Origin of the sequence: Pseudomonas arsenicoxydans, from assembly GCF_900103875.1 — a bacterium.
In the GTDB taxonomy this organism is placed as follows: domain Bacteria; phylum Pseudomonadota; class Gammaproteobacteria; order Pseudomonadales; family Pseudomonadaceae; genus Aquipseudomonas; species Aquipseudomonas arsenicoxydans.
Genome location: NZ_LT629705.1, coordinates 6,094,854 through 6,110,006, shown reverse-complemented (window position 1 = coordinate 6,110,006; position 15,153 = coordinate 6,094,854). Strand labels below are relative to the sequence as shown.

The 15,153-nt window shown below is 58.8% G+C and carries 12 protein-coding genes and 1 pseudogene; 6 read left to right on the top strand and 7 right to left on the bottom strand.

The genetic code is table 11. From position 1 onward, the window contains the following. Positions 1-97: 97 nt before the first annotated feature. Positions 98-1,528 (top strand): exodeoxyribonuclease I, encoded by a 1,431-nt coding sequence (gene sbcB, locus BLQ41_RS28645; protein ID WP_090187490.1) that lies wholly within the window; start codon positions 98-100, stop codon positions 1,526-1,528. Positions 1,529-1,627: 99 nt separating this feature from the next. Here sbcB and mvaT read toward each other — a convergent pair whose 3' ends face one another. Beyond that, entirely contained in the window at positions 1,628-2,005 is a 378-nt protein-coding gene (mvaT, locus tag BLQ41_RS28640; RefSeq protein ID WP_007933316.1) for a histone-like nucleoid-structuring protein MvaT, read from the bottom strand. 338 nt (positions 2,006-2,343) lie between these two features. Here mvaT and purU point away from each other — a divergent pair, with 338 nt between their 5' ends. Next, on the top strand, positions 2,344-3,192 hold the full coding sequence (gene purU / locus BLQ41_RS28635; protein WP_090187487.1) for a formyltetrahydrofolate deformylase: 849 nt from the start codon (positions 2,344-2,346) through the stop codon (positions 3,190-3,192). 86 nt (positions 3,193-3,278) lie between these two features. Next, a complete protein-coding gene (locus BLQ41_RS30760; RefSeq protein WP_167360512.1) occupies positions 3,279-3,455 on the top strand; it encodes a hypothetical protein in 177 nt (58 codons plus the stop codon). On the opposite strand, the gene BLQ41_RS28630 is transcribed toward BLQ41_RS30760, so the two are convergent. The 5 genes and pseudogenes from BLQ41_RS28630 to BLQ41_RS31520 form a co-directional block, all read right to left on the bottom strand. Then, positions 3,442-4,437, bottom strand: coding sequence for a lysylphosphatidylglycerol synthase transmembrane domain-containing protein (locus BLQ41_RS28630; protein WP_090187484.1), 996 nt, complete (start codon positions 4,435-4,437; stop codon positions 3,442-3,444). The two genes, BLQ41_RS30760 and BLQ41_RS28630, sit on opposite strands and share 14 nt — an antisense overlap. After that, a complete protein-coding gene (locus tag BLQ41_RS28625) occupies positions 4,434-5,210 on the bottom strand; it encodes a DUF2334 domain-containing protein (RefSeq protein WP_090187481.1) in 777 nt (258 codons plus the stop codon). Before BLQ41_RS28625 ends, BLQ41_RS28630 begins: the two co-directional genes overlap by 4 nt. Continuing rightward, positions 5,203-6,324 (bottom strand): glycosyltransferase family 4 protein, encoded by a 1,122-nt coding sequence (locus BLQ41_RS28620; RefSeq protein WP_090187477.1) that lies wholly within the window; start codon positions 6,322-6,324, stop codon positions 5,203-5,205. Before BLQ41_RS28620 ends, BLQ41_RS28625 begins: the two co-directional genes overlap by 8 nt. A gap of 218 nt (positions 6,325-6,542) precedes the next feature. Then, positions 6,543-7,307, bottom strand: a complete 765-nt coding sequence (locus BLQ41_RS31525; protein WP_405046053.1) for a methyl-accepting chemotaxis protein — start codon at positions 7,305-7,307, stop codon at positions 6,543-6,545. 93 nt (positions 7,308-7,400) lie between these two features. Then, a pseudogene (locus tag BLQ41_RS31520) lies at positions 7,401-8,432 on the bottom strand (HAMP domain-containing protein); the annotation flags it as partial. Between the two features lie 187 nt (positions 8,433-8,619). Between BLQ41_RS31520 and BLQ41_RS28610 the strand changes: the two are divergent. Continuing rightward, a complete protein-coding gene (locus BLQ41_RS28610) occupies positions 8,620-10,107 on the top strand; it encodes a helicase HerA-like domain-containing protein (protein WP_090188895.1) in 1,488 nt (495 codons plus the stop codon). Between the two features lie 38 nt (positions 10,108-10,145). On the opposite strand, the gene BLQ41_RS28605 is transcribed toward BLQ41_RS28610, so the two are convergent. Continuing rightward, positions 10,146-10,601 carry a DUF721 domain-containing protein gene (locus BLQ41_RS28605; protein ID WP_090187471.1) on the bottom strand — a complete coding sequence of 152 codons (456 nt, stop codon included), beginning with the start codon at positions 10,599-10,601 and terminating at the stop codon, positions 10,146-10,148. A 307-nt stretch (positions 10,602-10,908) separates the two neighbouring features. On the opposite strand from BLQ41_RS28605, the gene secA reads away from it, so the two are divergent. Further along, positions 10,909-13,647 carry a preprotein translocase subunit SecA gene (gene secA, locus BLQ41_RS28600; protein WP_090187467.1) on the top strand — a complete coding sequence of 913 codons (2,739 nt, stop codon included), beginning with the start codon at positions 10,909-10,911 and terminating at the stop codon, positions 13,645-13,647. Positions 13,648-13,769: 122 nt separating this feature from the next. Next, positions 13,770-14,987 (top strand): bifunctional glutamate N-acetyltransferase/amino-acid acetyltransferase ArgJ, encoded by a 1,218-nt coding sequence (argJ, locus tag BLQ41_RS28595; protein ID WP_090187464.1) that lies wholly within the window; start codon positions 13,770-13,772, stop codon positions 14,985-14,987. Positions 14,988-15,153 lie beyond the last annotated feature (166 nt).

Sequence of the window (15,153 nt, the reverse complement as noted above, 5' to 3'; positions counted from 1 at the left end):
CACGGTGAGTAGGCATAGGTGATTGAATGACAAGATTACTGGCCGGGGCGGGATGTGAACGCCTAGACTTCGCCGATCTTCAGTTCAGGAACAGCCCGTGACCTCGATCTTCTGGTACGACTACGAAACCACTGGCATCAATCCGCGATGCGACCGCCCGCTGCAGGTGGCGGGGATTCGCACCGACTTCGATCTCAATGAAATAGACGAACCGGTCAACCTCTTTTGCCAGCCCAGTGAAGACATCCTGCCGCATCCGGCCGCCTGCGCGATCACTGGCATTACCCCAGGCCAGTTGGCCGAACAGGGTTTGCGCGAAGCCGACTTCATGACCCGGGTGCATGCCCAGCTCGCTGCACCGGGGACGTGCGGAGCGGGGTACAACACGCTGCGCTTCGACGACGAGATGACGCGTTACAGCCTGTATCGAAATTTTTTCGATCCGTATGCCCGTGAGTGGCAGGGCGGTAACAGTCGCTGGGACCTGATCGACGTGGTGAGGGCGGCGTATGCGTTGCGTCCCGACGGCATCGTCTGGCCAACCGATGAGGAAGGGCGGGTCACGCTCAAGCTCGAACGGCTGACCGCAGCCAATGGCATTGACCACGGCAGTGCCCACGAGGCGTTATCGGACGTTCGCGCCACCATCGCGTTGGCGCGCCTGATTCGTGAAAAGCAGCCGAAGTTGTATGACTGGCTGTTTCAGTTGCGCGGCAAACAAAAGGTCATGGACCAGATTCGCCTGTTGCAGCCGATGGTGCATATCTCCGGGCGTTTCTCGGCCGCGCGAAGTTACGTCGGTGTGGTGTTGCCTTTGGCCTGGCATCCGCGCAACAAAAACGCATTGATTGTCTGTGACCTGCACCTCGATCCCCAGGGTTTGCTCGATCTGGATGCCGACACCTTGCGCCAGCGGCTGTATACCCGTCGCGATGACCTGGCGGAAGGTGAACTGCCGGTGCCGCTCAAGCTCATCCATATCAACAAGTGCCCGGTCGTGGCGCCGTTGTCGGTGCTGCGTCCAGACGATCAGCAGCGACTGGGGCTGGACATGGCGCTTTATCAGGAACGCGTGCTGCGGCTAAGTGACGCACAACAGGTTTGGCGGGATAAGGTACTGGCGGTTTATGCCGGCGAAGACTTCACTCAGAGCCAGGACCCCGAACAACAGTTATACGATGGTTTTATCGGTGATCGGGATCGGCGTCTATGCGAGCAAGTCCGAGCGGCCGACCCTGTCCAATTATCACAAGAGCAATGGCCTTTCGATGACGAACGTTTGCCTGAATTATTGTTTCGTTATCGCGCACGTAACTTCCCTGATACGTTGAATTTCGAGGAGCAAGAGCGCTGGCGAATATTCTGTCAGCAACGTTTGTCAGATCCAGAGTGGGGGGCGCCAAATACGCTGCAAACTTTCATGGAGGCTGCTGCCCAATTGGCAATTACCGCTACATCGTTTCAGCGGGAGGTGCTCAATGAATGGCAGAATTATGTCCAGGGAATACGCAAACGTTTAAATCTTTGAAAACGAAAATACCGCAGCCTGAATTGCAGGCATAAAAAAACGCCAGCATCTGCTGGCGTTATTTTTTGTCGCGGATAAGTCTTTGACAAACTCTGCGGCTTAGCCCAGCAGAGTAGCCCAGCCTTCCACCACGTCACCGCCCCACTTGGCTTTCCACTCTTTCAGAGTCTTGTGGTTGCCACCTTTGGTTTCGATGACTTCGCCGTTGTGCGGGTTTTTGTATTGCTTAACTTTACGGGCGCGTTTGGTGCCAGTAGTTTTTACTGCGCCACCGCGTGGAGCTTTGGTTTTGGATTCTGGATCCAACAGCGCGATGATGTCACGCAGGGACTTGGAGTATTCGCCCATCAGGGTGCGCAGTTTGCCTTCGAATTCCAGCTCGGTTTGCAGTTTGTCGTCTTGGGACAGATTCTTCAAACGGGCTTGCAGCTCTTTGATAGCTTCTTCGGTGGCGCGGTATTCGTTGATCAAGGACATGGGGACTACCTTATGTTTAGCGCTGGATGGCAGGTGACAGTGCCGCAATAATAGTCAGGGTGTTTCATCAAGTAAACATTTAACCGGTGTTTTACTTAAATTAGTTGCTGGGATTAGGACGCGAGTTTCAGGTGCAGTTGAAAGTGTGATGCAGTCATCACAGATATTCACAATTGTGCTCTTGAAGAGTGCGTGCAAGAACACCATCGCGCGGGCAGGCGAGGTGCTGATTGAACCTACTCCGCTGGCCTGCGTGCGCGAACGTGTCATCAATACTGCAGTTTTGCTGCGCAATCGCTAGAATAGCCGCCTTTGCGAAGTTCTGGAGTTTTACCCTCATGCGCACTTTTCGGCTGGTGATTGCTTGCCCGGACCGCGTCGGCATCGTTGCTAAAGTCAGTAACTTTCTGGCGTCACATAACGGCTGGATCACGGAAGCGAGCCATCACTCTGACAATCTGAGTGGCTGGTTCTTCATGCGTCACGAGATTCGTGCCGATTCGTTGCCTTTCGGTATCGTAGCCTTTCGCGAAGCGTTTGCACCGATTGCCCAAGAGTTCTCGATGAACTGGCGCATCACCGATACCGCGCAGAAGAAGCGTGTGGTGTTGATGGCCAGCCGTGAGTCCCACTGCCTGGCCGACTTGCTGCACCGCTGGCACAGCGATGAACTGGACTGCGAGATCTCCTGCGTCATTTCCAACCACGACGACTTGCGAAGCATGGTCGAGTGGCACGGCATTCCTTATTACCATGTACCGGTCAATCCGCAGGACAAAGAACCGGCCTTCGCCGAAGTCTCGCGCCTGGTTAAACAGCATGACGCTGAAGTGGTGGTACTTGCCCGTTACATGCAAATCCTGCCGCCTGAGTTGTGCCGTGAATATGCCCACCAGGTCATCAATATTCACCACAGCTTCCTGCCGTCGTTCGTTGGGGCCAAGCCGTATCACCAGGCTTCCATGCGTGGCGTGAAGTTGATCGGCGCGACGTGCCACTACGTGACCGAAGAGCTGGACGCCGGTCCGATCATCGAGCAGGACGTGGTACGTGTCAGCCACAGTGACAGCATCGAAGACATGGTGCGTTTCGGCCGTGACGTCGAGAAAATGGTACTGGCGCGCGGTCTGCGTTATCACCTGGAAGACCGGGTGTTGGTTCACGGCAACAAAACCGTGGTCTTCTGATCGCTACACAATACGGTTGAAATTCGAAGGGCCTGGGCGTTCAATCGCTTCAGGCCCTTCGCCGTTTCTGCATTGAGGACATGACCATGGCCGATCCACTCGACAAAGCCACTTCAAAGGCCCCCGCCACAGTGGGAGAAGGTTGTTTGAGTCGTTACGACCCGGATGACATGAGCTCCGAAGACGGCACGGAGTTTCCCGGTGCCGCCGAGTTGTGGGAGCAATTGCAGCAAGAAGCCGAGGACACGCCTAAGCCTGCTTGAGACTCATCAACTTCTTCAGCAGCGGTCGGCCCAGCATCAGCAAAAACACCGGGCCACCCACCACCAGGTAAAAGTAATAGGTCACCGCACGCCAGATCAGAATGGCCGCCGCCGCGGTGGATTTGCCCACCATCGGCGCCAGCAGCGCCGCCGACGTTAATTCCGCCGCGCCGGCACCGCCCGGCAGCAGGCTGAATTGCCCGGCACTCAGCGACAGCATCTGGATCAGAAAGCACCAGGCCCACTGCAAATCCGCGCCGAGGCCGCGCAGCGCCAGATACAACACGCTGTAACGCAGGAGCCAATGCACGCAGGTGAGCGCAAACACCTTGATCAGTGTCTGCCACGGCAACTTCAATGTGTCAGTGAACGCCGCCAGGAAGTGCAGGAGTTTTCGCGCCCAGCGCAGGCGTGTGGTGCCTTTGACATTCAGGCGGGCGAGCAACCGGCCGCTCAGACGAATCAGTCGTCGATGGTAGCGGGCGACCACCAGGCAAGTGATCAGTCCGCCGAACATCGAGATGGCGCTGACGGTCAGCAGCCACTCCAGGCGTTCGCTGAGGTGCTGGAACAGCGCGTAAATCAGAATCGCGCTCAATGCGCAGAGGAAAAACAGCAGATCGCTCAGTTGGTCCATGGCGAACACGGCGCTACCCCTTGCCGGCCGCACGCCGTTACGCGCCAGCAACGCCATGATGGTCAGCGGTCCGCCGCTGCCACCGGGGGTGGCGCAATAGGCAAACTCCGCCGCCATAACCACGCCCAGGCTTTTGACCTTTCCGACCTTGTCGCATTGATCGCCCAGCAACAGGCGCAAGCGCAGAGTGTTGACTCCCCAGCACAGAAAGATCATGCCGAACATGATCAGCAATTCATTCAGCGGAAAGTTTTGCAGCCGCGACCATGTCTGATTGCCGCCGAGCAGCAATGGAATCAGCACCGCGGCAAGCAGGGCGAGAAACAGCAGAATCCCGCGACTCATGCGACGCGACCGATACGGTCACTTTGCAACGAGAGCCATTGGGCCTTGGTCATTGGCACACGCCCCTCATCCAGCAGGCGCTTGAGGGTCTGCAGCCAATAATTGCGTGAAAACCCGTGGCGCATGTCCACCGGATGCACGCCGAGTCGAATCACTGGAGCTTGCCGCCAGTGCTGTGCGCGTTGGTCGCTGAGAACTTTTGACAAGCCTCGACGCCAGGCGCTGCGCGCACTCCAGACCAGGCCGGGGGCATCGATGGCAGTGAAGTCCGGCAGGCGATAGAGGTGCTGGGGATCGCTGGTGTACTTGAGCGGTAACTGGCGCAGCGCCTGACGAGTGCCGTCGCTCATCAGCCACGCCGGGGCAACAAAGCCCTCCAGCGGCCACTGATAGCGATGGAATACCTCGATTCCAGCACGCAGACGGGCGAGAGCGGCGGCTTGCGACAAGCTGTAAAACTCGCCTTCGTGGGTGTAGATCCTGCGCATGAACCAGTCTCTGGGATTGTGGGGGGATGGGCCTTCGTCGCAATGAAAGTAACCGTGCAACGCCAGTTCGTCACCTCGGGCGACTCGACGGGTGAGCAAACGCCTGAAGTCTGGATGGGCGTCGAGATCGTTGTGCCTGTGAAAGTCGGGCACCACAAGCCAGGTCATCGGCACCTCGCCCAAGGCATCGACGGCTTCGACAAAAGGTTGGTAATCGGTCCAGGTTTGCGGCGCAACATCGTGCAGCACGAGTAACAGGCTGGGCGGGTTCATGGATTCAACCATTGGCGGTCAGCGGCCATTGGCTGCCGAGAACTGCGTGATAGTGGCCCAGCAGACTGTTGACCACGGTGTCCCAGGCATAGTGCTGTTCGACATGACTGCGGGCGCTTTTGCCTAGCGCGGCGCTGCCCATGCTGAACAGTTCACGCACAGCGTTGGCCATCGCCATGGGATTGTTGGGCGTGCACAGCAAGCCGCAAGACTCCGTAACGATTTCCCGAAAGGCCCCGGCGGCGACCGCTATGACCGGAATGCCGCTGGCCATGGCTTCGAGAATCACCAGGCCGAACGTTTCCTGATCGCCGGCATGCAGCAGCGCATCGGCGCTGGCCATCAAGCGTGCGACTTGCGTGGCCGGGCAGAACTCGTCGACGACGGTCACGTTGTCCGGCACCACGGCGGGCATCGAGGAGCCGACCAGGAGCAGGTGATAACGAGGCCCCAGACGCTTCATGCAAGCCAGCAGGACCGGCAGGTTTTTTTCCTTTGAGCCACGGCCGGCGAAGATCAGCAGATGGGTGTTTTCATCGATGCCCAGTTCGGCACGCAGGCCGGGGTCCCTGGCGCCGGGATTAAAGGTCTGCAGGTCGACGCCCAACGGCTGTACGAACACATTCTTCACGCCCAGGCCGATCAACTTGTCGGCCATGACCTGGCTCGGTGCCAGGACCCGATCAAAGTTGCCATACAGTTTGCTGACGTAGGCTTCGACATTGGGGGTCACCCAATTGCCCATTCGATTTCTGGCCAGTAACGGCAGGTCCGAGTGGTAGAAGCCGATTACCGGCACGTCCAGTTGCCGACGGGCATCCAGCGCAGCCCACGCGGTGAGGTACGGATCGCCAACTTCGATCAGATCGGGCTGCAAGACTTGCAGGACATTTCGCCATGGGGCCAGGCGGAGGGGGAAGCGATAACCCTTGCCGAAAGGCAGGGCAGGGGCCGGAACCTTGTAAACGCCATCCTGTTCACTCAAATGAGCGCCCGGGATCAGCAGACTGTGGCGAATGCCTGGCTTGATGCTCAGGCGCCGGTGCTTGGCATCCAGATACGTGCGCACGCCGCCGCTGGCCGGGGCGTAGAACATGGTTATGTCCGCGATATGCACAATGAGCATCCCTCCGGTCCGTTGTTCTCCCTTGATTGACCTTAATGAAGGATAGATGTTCGTTTGGGGTTTTGTGGCGCGGGGATCGGCGAGGTTTTTTGCGGTGTGTTTCAGACCGCTATCGTCGGAACGCCGCCCGGAGCAAGCTCGCTCCCACATTTGATCTCCAGTGCGACAAAGATCCGTGTGGGAGCGGGCTTGCCCGCGATGAGGCCGGTGAGAGCGCCTTAAATTCGGAAACTGCCTACCAACTGCTTAAGACGCGCCGCCTGCTGCTCCAGGTCCGAACACGCCCGCAAGGTCGCCTGCAGGTTTTCTACGCCTTCCTGGTTCAGCGTGTTGATCTCGGTGATGTCGACGTTGATCGACTCCACTACAGCGGTCTGTTCTTCAGTTGCAGTGGCCACCGACTGGTTCATCCCGTCGATCTCGCCAATGCGCTGAGTCACGCTATTCAAGCGCTCGCCCGCCAGGTTGGCGATTTCCACGCTGTCCTGGCTGTGGCGCTGGCTGTCGCTCATGGTGCTAACCGATTCCCGGGCGCCGACTTGCAGCTCCTCGATCATGGTTTGCACCTGTTGGGCCGACTCCTGCGTGCGGTGGGCGAGGTTGCGCACTTCATCCGCCACTACCGCAAAACCGCGTCCTGCCTCACCGGCACGGGCCGCTTCAATGGCGGCGTTGAGCGCCAGCAGGTTGGTTTGCTGGGAGATGCTGGTGATCACTTCGAGAATCTGCCCGATGTTCACGGTCTTGCTGTTCAGCGATTCGATGTTGGTGCTTGAAGCACTGAGCATGCTCGACAGCTGATTCATCGCTTTGATGCTGCGATCCACCACTTGCTGGCCGTCTTCGGCCAGGCTGCGGGCATCGCTGGCCTGGCTGGAAGCCTGGGCGGCGTTGCGGGCGATTTCCTGCGCCGCAGCGCCCAGTTCGTTGATGGCGGCGGCAACACTGCTGGTGCGCGAAGCTTGCTGGTCGGAGTTGAACATCGACGAGTTCGACGCAGCCACCACGCGCAGCGCGACTTCGTTGACCTGGCCGGTGGCCGAGGACACTTCGCGAATCGAGCTGTGAATACGCTCTACAAAACGGTTGAACGCGGTTCCGAGAACGCCGAATTCATCGTTGCTCTGTATGGTCAGGCGCTTGGTCAAATCGCCTTCACCGTCGGCGATGTCTTCCATGGCTCGGGTCATGACGTGCAATGGCTGAATCAGGATGCGGATCAGCATGCCGAGCAAGGCGAGAATAATGGCCACGGCAATGACCGTCGCGATAATGGCCGAGGTGCGGAACTCGCTGAGCATGGAGAAGGCTTTGCCCTTGTCCACGGAAAGGCCGATGTACCAGTTGACCGAGGACAGCCCCTTGATCGGGGTGAAGGTCACGATGCGGGTTTTGCCGTCGACCTCGATTTCGCTCGGTTGACTGCCGATTGTCGGGGTGTCTTGCGGGTAGGCCTCCTTCAAGGTCTTCATCACCAGCGCTTTGTCTGGATGGACAAGGATCTTACCGTCGGCGCTGACGAGGAACGCATAGCCCATGCCGTCGAAGTCCAGGGCGTTGAGGCTGTCGGCGATCACTTGCAGGCTCAGGTCGCCACCGACCACACCAATGTTCTGGCCATCCTTGAGGACGCTGTTAACGATGGAAATCACCAACTGGCCGGACGCCAGATCGATATACGGTTCGGTCAGGGCAGAACCGCTGGCGCTCTGGGCACTCTTGTACCAAGGGCGGGCGCGCGGGTCATAGCCGTCGGGCATCTTGCTGTCCGGGCGGATGATGAACGAACCATCCTTGTTACCCAGGTAGGCGCCCATGAAGGTCGACGTCACGGCCTTTTGTTCAAGCAGCTTGGCGACGTTGCCCGTTTCGGGGTTCAGCGCAACGGTTTGCGCCATGTTTTCGATCAGCAGGCTGCGACCGGCCAGCCAGGTTTGAATGTTGTTGGCGGTGACACCACCCATCTCTTGTAGATAGTTGTCCAGATCCCTTCGGATTGCATTGCGTTGTAAATAGTCGTTGTAGAGGGTGAATGAGGCAAAGGCGGCAATAACGATGAGGGCGGCGGCAAGCAAGATTTTGTGGCTGAAGCGCAGGTTTTTGTTCATGGCTTGGGGGTTCCGCTAAGGTCTTTATGTCCTGAGCGTGCTTTTATAAAAACACGCAAACTGGGCAATGTTGAAAAAGCTGATATTTCCGTCCTCTCCTTAGGGAATTACCGACGCTTGTTTCGCATGGGTCTCACAACTATTTGTATCGGCCGTGCAGGATCAAAGATTAACCATGGGTGACAAAATGCCTGACTCATCGCAACTCGTTATCGGCGCCGACCTTGCCGGCCAGCCTGTCGCCCAGGCCATGCGCCTGACCAATCGTCACGGTCTGATCGCGGGGGCGACCGGGACCGGTAAAACCGTCACGTTGCAACGCCTCGCCGAAGCCTTCAGCGATGCGGGCGTGGCAGTGTTTGCCGCAGATATCAAGGGCGACCTGTGTGGCCTGGGGGCTGCCGGCAACCCTCAAGGCAAAATCGCCGAGCGAATCGCCGGGATGCCGTGGCTGAACCATAAGCCGGCGGCCTATCCGGTCACTCTGTGGGACATTCATGGTCAGTCCGGTCATCCATTGCGCACGACCTTGAGCGAAATGGGCCCGCTGCTGATCGGCAGTCTGCTGGAACTGACCGACAGCCAGCAGTCGGCGTTGTACGCGGCCTTCAAGGTCGCGGACCGCGAAGGGCTGTTGCTGCTCGACCTCAAGGATTTGAAGGCGCTGCTCAATCACCTGCGCGACCACCCCGAATTGCTGGGGGACGATGCGGCGTTGATGACCACCGGTTCCAGCCAGGCGCTGTTGCGGCGTCTGGCGACGCTGGAACAACAGGGCGCCGAAGCGCTGTTCGGCGAACCGGCACTGCAACTGGAAGACATTCTGCAACCAACGGTCGACGGGCGCGGGCGCATTCACCTGCTGGATGCCAGTCGTCTGGTTCACGAGGCGCCGAAGGTGTATGCGACGTTCCTGCTGTGGTTGCTGGCTGAACTGTTCGAGCAACTGCCCGAACGCGGCGACGCGGATAAACCCCTGCTGGCGCTGTTTTTCGACGAAGCCCATTTATTATTCGCGGGCACGCCCAAGGCATTGCAGGATCGTCTGGAACAAGTGGTGCGGCTGATTCGCTCCAAAGGAGTGGGCGTGTATTTCGTCACTCAATCGCCGGGCGATTTGCCGGACGACGTGCTGGCCCAACTCGGCCTGCGTATCCAGCATGGTCTGCGCGCCTTCACGGCCAAAGAACAGAAGTCCTTGCGGGCGGTGGCCGATGGCTTCCGGCCGAATCCTGCGTTTGACGCCTTGTCGGTGCTGACTGAGCTGGGAATCGGCGAGGCGCTGGTCGGCACGTTGCAGGACAAGGGCACGCCGGAGATGGTCCAGCGTGTATTGGTTGCGCCGCCGCAATCGCGGATCGGGCCGTTGACTGAAACCGAGCGCACGATGCTGATCGCCGGGTCACCGTTCAAGGGGCGGTATGACAAGCCGATTGATCGGGAGTCGGCGTATGAAATATTGATGGGCCGCAAAGGACTGGCGCCGGAGCCCGAGGCCGTGCCGGGCAAACCTGCGCCAGAGGAACCTAGTTTTACCGATAAGGCCGGGGAATTCCTCGGGACGGCGGCGGGGCAAGCGCTGAAATCGGCGATGCGCCAGGCGGCCAATCAATTGGGCCGACAGCTGGTACGCGGTTTGATGGGTTCGCTGCTCGGAGGCAGCAAACGCCGCTAAACAGATCGTTCCCACGCAGAGCGTGGGAACGATCAGGATCAGTCCTTGGGTTTGGCGTGCGCCGCCAGTCGTTCCAGTGCCGCCCGCAGATTCGGATCGCTGATCCCGTCGGCCGTGGCCTGAATGGTCGCGCCGGCATCGGTCGACAAGCTTATGGTATGGCCTGCCGCGCCTTGCTGAACGGTCGGCGGCTGCACCTTGAACAAAATCCGCGTCAGGCTGGCGAACTCATCAAACATCTGTAGCTGCCGTTGCAGACGTTTTTGCTGGTAGCGCAGGCGGGTCGCCCAATGGCCGTCGGTGACGATCAGCAATAAACTGCCTTCGCGCCACGACGCCACATGGCAGTGCTCGCGGGCGGCAGGCTGCAATTGGCTTTCGAGCAGACGTTGTAAATGACCCAGGCGTTGAGCGTGGCCGAAGATGGCTTTCAGCGGTTTGGCTTCGCGAAGCAGAACGGCGGGTGCTCTGGCCGTAAGAGGGCGAAATGCCATGATCAGACACCTGAAGTAACAGAGCCGCCATGGTAGCAGAAAGCGCTGCATGCACCCGACCCATTGCTTTGCGCGCGCTTTACCCATTAAATCAACAAGTAACTTCTGCCTTGAATGGCTTGAAGTTGCGCAAAAAGCCCTTATTTTAAGTGAGCCCCGTCATAGCGCAGTGCATGCATCGTGGAACAACGCCACTTTCCTCACCATCGTTTCCGGGTAGAATGCTCGTTCGCATGCGGCCATGAGGGCTGCACGGGCGACTCACGGGGCCGCCCTCCATCCCTTTAGTGTGGAAGATCCTGCCGATATGTTTGCGCCTTTGTTAAAGAAACTTTTTGGAAGCAAGAACGAGCGTGAAGTCAAACGCATGCTCAAGACGGTGCAACTCGTCAATGCCTTCGAAGAGCAAATGGTAGCCCTTTCGGACGATCAATTGCGTGCCAAGACAGATGAGTTCAAGGCCCGCATCGCCAAAGGGGAAACCCTCGACAAGCTGCTGCCAGAAGCCTTTGCGGTCGCCCGCGAAGCCGGTAAGCGTGTCATGGGTATGCGTCACTTCGATGTCCAGCTGATCGGCGGCATGACCTTGCATGAAGGCATGATCGCGGAAATGCGTACCGGTGAAGGCAAGACCCTGGTGGCAACACTGGGTGTTTACCTCAACGCGCTGTCCGGCAAAGGCGTGCACGTTGTGACGGTGAACGACTACCTGGCCCGACGCGACGCCAACTGGATGCGTCCGCTCTACGAATTCCTCGGCATGACGGTCGGCGTGGTTACGCCATTCCAGCCGCCGGAAGAGAAACGTCTGGCTTACGCCGCCGATATCACCTACGGCACCAACAACGAATTCGGGTTTGACTACCTGCGCGACAACATGGCGTTCAGCATGGAAGAAAAATTCCAGCGCGAACTCAATTTTGCCGTGATCGACGAAGTCGACTCCATCCTCATCGACGAAGCCCGTACCCCGCTGATCATTTCCGGTCAGGCCGAGGACAGCTCCAAGCTGTACATCGAGATCAACAAACTGATCCCGCAGCTGGAATTGCACGTCGAAGAAGTGGAAGGCGTCGTCACCAAGGCCGGCCATTACACCGTCGACGAGAAGACCCGCCAGGTCGAACTCAACGAAGCCGGTCACCAGTACGTCGAAGAAATGCTCACCCGTATCGGTCTGCTGGCCGAGGGCGAGAGCCTGTACTCGGCGCACAACCTGGGCCTGCTGACCCACGTTTATGCCGGTCTGCGTGCGCACAAGCTGTTCCATCGCAACATCGAATACATCGTGCAGGACGGTCAGGTTGTCCTGGTCGACGAACATACCGGTCGTACCATGCCGGGTCGCCGTCTGTCCGAAGGCCTGCACCAGGCGATCGAGGCGAAGGAAAACCTGAACATCCAGGCCGAAAGCCAGACCCTGGCGTCGACCACGTTCCAGAACTACTTCCGTCTGTACAACAAGCTGTCCGGCATGACCGGTACCGCTGACACCGAAGCGTTCGAATTCCACCAGATCTACGGTCTGTCGGTGATGGTTATCCCGCCGAACAAGCCGCTGGCGCGTAAAGACTACAACGACCTGGTGTTCCTGACCGCCGAAGAGAAATACGCGGCGATCATCAATGACATCAAGGAATGCATGACCCTGGGCCGTCCGGTGCTGGTGGGTACTGCAACCATCGAAACGTCCGAGCACATGTCTGCGCTGCTGCAGAAAGAAGGCATCGAACACAAGGTCCTGAACGCCAAGTTCCACGAAAAAGAAGCCGAGATCATTGCTCAGGCCGGTCGTCCGGGCGCATTGACCATCGCAACCAACATGGCCGGTCGTGGTACCGACATCCTGTTGGGCGGTAACTGGGAAGTTGAAGTTGCGTCGCTTGAAGACCCGACCCCTGAGCAGATTGCCCAGATCAAGGCCGATTGGCAGAAACGTCACCAGCAAGTACTGGAGTCGGGCGGCTTGCAGGTGATCGCTTCCGAGCGTCACGAATCGCGCCGTATCGACAACCAGCTGCGTGGTCGTGCCGGTCGTCAGGGTGACGCCGGTTCCAGCCGTTTCTACCTGTCGCTGGAAGACAGCCTGATGCGCATCTTCGCCTCTGACCGGGTGAAGAACTTCATGAAAGCGTTGGGCATGCAGTCCGGTGAAGCGATCGAGCACCGCATGGTGACCAACGCCATCGAGAAGGCGCAGCGCAAGGTTGAAGGCCGTAACTTCGATATCCGCAAGCAATTGCTCGAGTTCGATGACGTCAACAACGAACAGCGTAAAGTGATCTATCACATGCGTAACACGTTGCTGGCCGCCGACAACATCGGTGAAACCATCGCTGACTTCCGTCAGGACGTGCTCAACGCTACCGTCAGCGCACACATTCCACCGCAATCGCTGCCTGAGCAGTGGGACGTGGCCGGTCTGGAAGCTGCGTTGCAGAGCGACTTCGGTGTGGCGCTGCCGATCCAGAAATGGCTCGACGAAGACGATCACCTGTACGAAGAAACCCTGCGCGAGAAGCTCATGACCGAGCTGCTGGCGGCGTACAACGAGAAAGAAGAGCAGGCGAGCGCCGAAGCGCTGCGCACCTTCGAGAAACAAATCGTTCTGCGTGTGCTGGATGACTTGTGGAAAGACCACCTGTCGACCATGGATCACCTGCGTCACGGCATCCACTTGCGTGGTTATGCGCAGAAGAACCCGAAGCAAGAGTACAAGCGCGAGTCGTACACGCTGTTCTCCGAGTTGCTGGATTCGATCAAGCGCGACTCGATCCGTGTGCTGTCGCACGTTCAGGTTCGCCGCGAAGATCCGGAAGCCGAAGAGCAACGCCTGCGTCAGGAAGCCGAAGCACTGGCCGCCCGCATGCAGTTCGAACACGCCGAAGCTCCTGGCCTGGAAATGCAACCGGAACTGGTCGGTGAAGAGATTGATGTAGCCCTTGCCACCGCCCCTGTCCGCAACGAACAGAAGCTGGGCCGTAACGAACTGTGCTACTGCGGTTCGGGCAAGAAATTCAAGCATTGCCACGGGCAGATCCAGTAAAACCCGTTTCAATCGCTGAAATACCCGCGCCGCGACCGGCATTAGCCGTCGCGGCGTTTTGCCATTTAAACCACCGTTCTTCCTGAAAGCGGTGCTGACATCATTTATTAAGGAGCGCATTCATGGCTGTTGGTCTTGGTCCTTTGCCAACGTTGCACCCGGTTGCCGGTTTTGAACTCGGTATTGCCTCGGCCGGCATCAAGCGCCCTGGGCGCAAGGATGTCGTGGTCATGCGCTGCGCCGAGGGTTCCACGGTCGCGGGCGTGTTCACCCTGAACGCCTTTTGTGCCGCTCCGGTGATTCTGGCCAAGCAGCGCGTGCAAGGCCCGGTGCGTTACCTGCTGACCAACACCGGCAATGCCAACGCAGGTACTGGCGAGCCAGGCCTGGCTGCCGCCGAGCGTACGTGCGCCAAACTGGCTGAACTGACTGGCGTCGATGCAAGTCTGGTGCTGCCGTACTCCACCGGTGTCATCGGCGAGCCGCTGCCGGTAGAGAAAATCGAAGGCGCCCTGCAGGCAGCCCTGGATGATCTGTCGGTCAACAACTGGGAAGCAGCCGCCACCGGCATCATGACCACTGACACGTTGCCAAAAGGCGCGAGCCGTCAGTTCCAGCATGACGGCGTGACCATCACCGTCACCGGTATCAGCAAAGGCGCGGGCATGATTCGCCCGAACATGGCGACCATGCTCGGCTACATCGCCACTGACGCCAAAGTCTCCCGCGATGTGCTGCAGAACCTGTTGCTGGATGGCGCCAACAAGTCATTCAACCGCATCACCATCGACGGCGACACGTCGACCAACGATTGCTGCATGCTGATCGCCACCGGTCAGGCGGCGCTGCCGGAAATCACTTCGTCCAACGGTGAGTTGTTCGCCAAGCTCAAGCAGGCTGTGTTTGAAGTGTGCATGGACGTGGCCCAGGCCATCGTTCGCGACGGCGAAGGCGCGACCAAGTTCGTCACCGTTGAAGTCAACGGCGGCGGCAATCATCAAGAGTGCCTGGACGTTGCTTACACCGTGGCCCACTCGCCGCTGATCAAGACCGCACTGTTTGCTTCCGACCCGAACTGGGGCCGCATTCTGGCCGCTGTCGGTCGTGCCGGCGTGCCGAATCTGGACGTGAGCAAGATCGACGTGTTCCTCGGCGAAGTGTGCATCGCCAGCCGTGGCGCCCGTGCCGCGACCTACACCGAAGCCCAGGGCGCGGCGGTGATGCAGCAGGAAGAAATCACCATCCGGATCGAGTTGGGTCGCGGCGATTGCAGCGAAACCATCTGGACCACCGACCTGTCCCACGAATACGTGAAGATCAACGCCGAGTACCGTACTTGATTATTCGTTAGACCGAGTCGCTGCCATCGCGAGCAGGCTCGCTCCCACAGGAGATCTCCAGTGAATACAGCATTTGTGTTCGGCGGGATCAAATGTGGGAGCGGGCTTGCCCGCGATGACGGACTGCCAGTCACCACAAGACTGGCCTGCTTCCCTCATTAAAAGG

Bases quoted from the DNA above. Each gene is read 5' to 3' on its own strand.
- mvaT (WP_007933316.1), bottom strand. From the start codon at position 2,005: ATGTCCTTGATCAACGAATACCGCGCCACCGAAGAAGCTATCAAAGAG.
- purU (WP_090187487.1), top strand. From the start codon at position 2,344: ATGCGCACTTTTCGGCTGGTGATTGCTTGCCCGGACCGCGTCGGCATC.
- BLQ41_RS30760 (WP_167360512.1), top strand. From the start codon at position 3,279: ATGGCCGATCCACTCGACAAAGCCACTTCAAAGGCCCCCGCCACAGTG.
- BLQ41_RS28630 (WP_090187484.1), bottom strand. From the start codon at position 4,437: ATGAGTCGCGGGATTCTGCTGTTTCTCGCCCTGCTTGCCGCGGTGCTG.
- BLQ41_RS28625 (WP_090187481.1), bottom strand. From the start codon at position 5,210: ATGGTTGAATCCATGAACCCGCCCAGCCTGTTACTCGTGCTGCACGAT.
- BLQ41_RS28620 (WP_090187477.1), bottom strand. From the start codon at position 6,324: ATGCTCATTGTGCATATCGCGGACATAACCATGTTCTACGCCCCGGCC.
- BLQ41_RS31525 (WP_405046053.1), bottom strand. From the start codon at position 7,307: ATGTTCAACTCCGACCAGCAAGCTTCGCGCACCAGCAGTGTTGCCGCC.
- BLQ41_RS28610 (WP_090188895.1), top strand. From the start codon at position 8,620: ATGCCTGACTCATCGCAACTCGTTATCGGCGCCGACCTTGCCGGCCAG.
- BLQ41_RS28605 (WP_090187471.1), bottom strand. From the start codon at position 10,601: ATGGCATTTCGCCCTCTTACGGCCAGAGCACCCGCCGTTCTGCTTCGC.
- secA (WP_090187467.1), top strand. From the start codon at position 10,909: ATGTTTGCGCCTTTGTTAAAGAAACTTTTTGGAAGCAAGAACGAGCGT.
- argJ (WP_090187464.1), top strand. From the start codon at position 13,770: ATGGCTGTTGGTCTTGGTCCTTTGCCAACGTTGCACCCGGTTGCCGGT.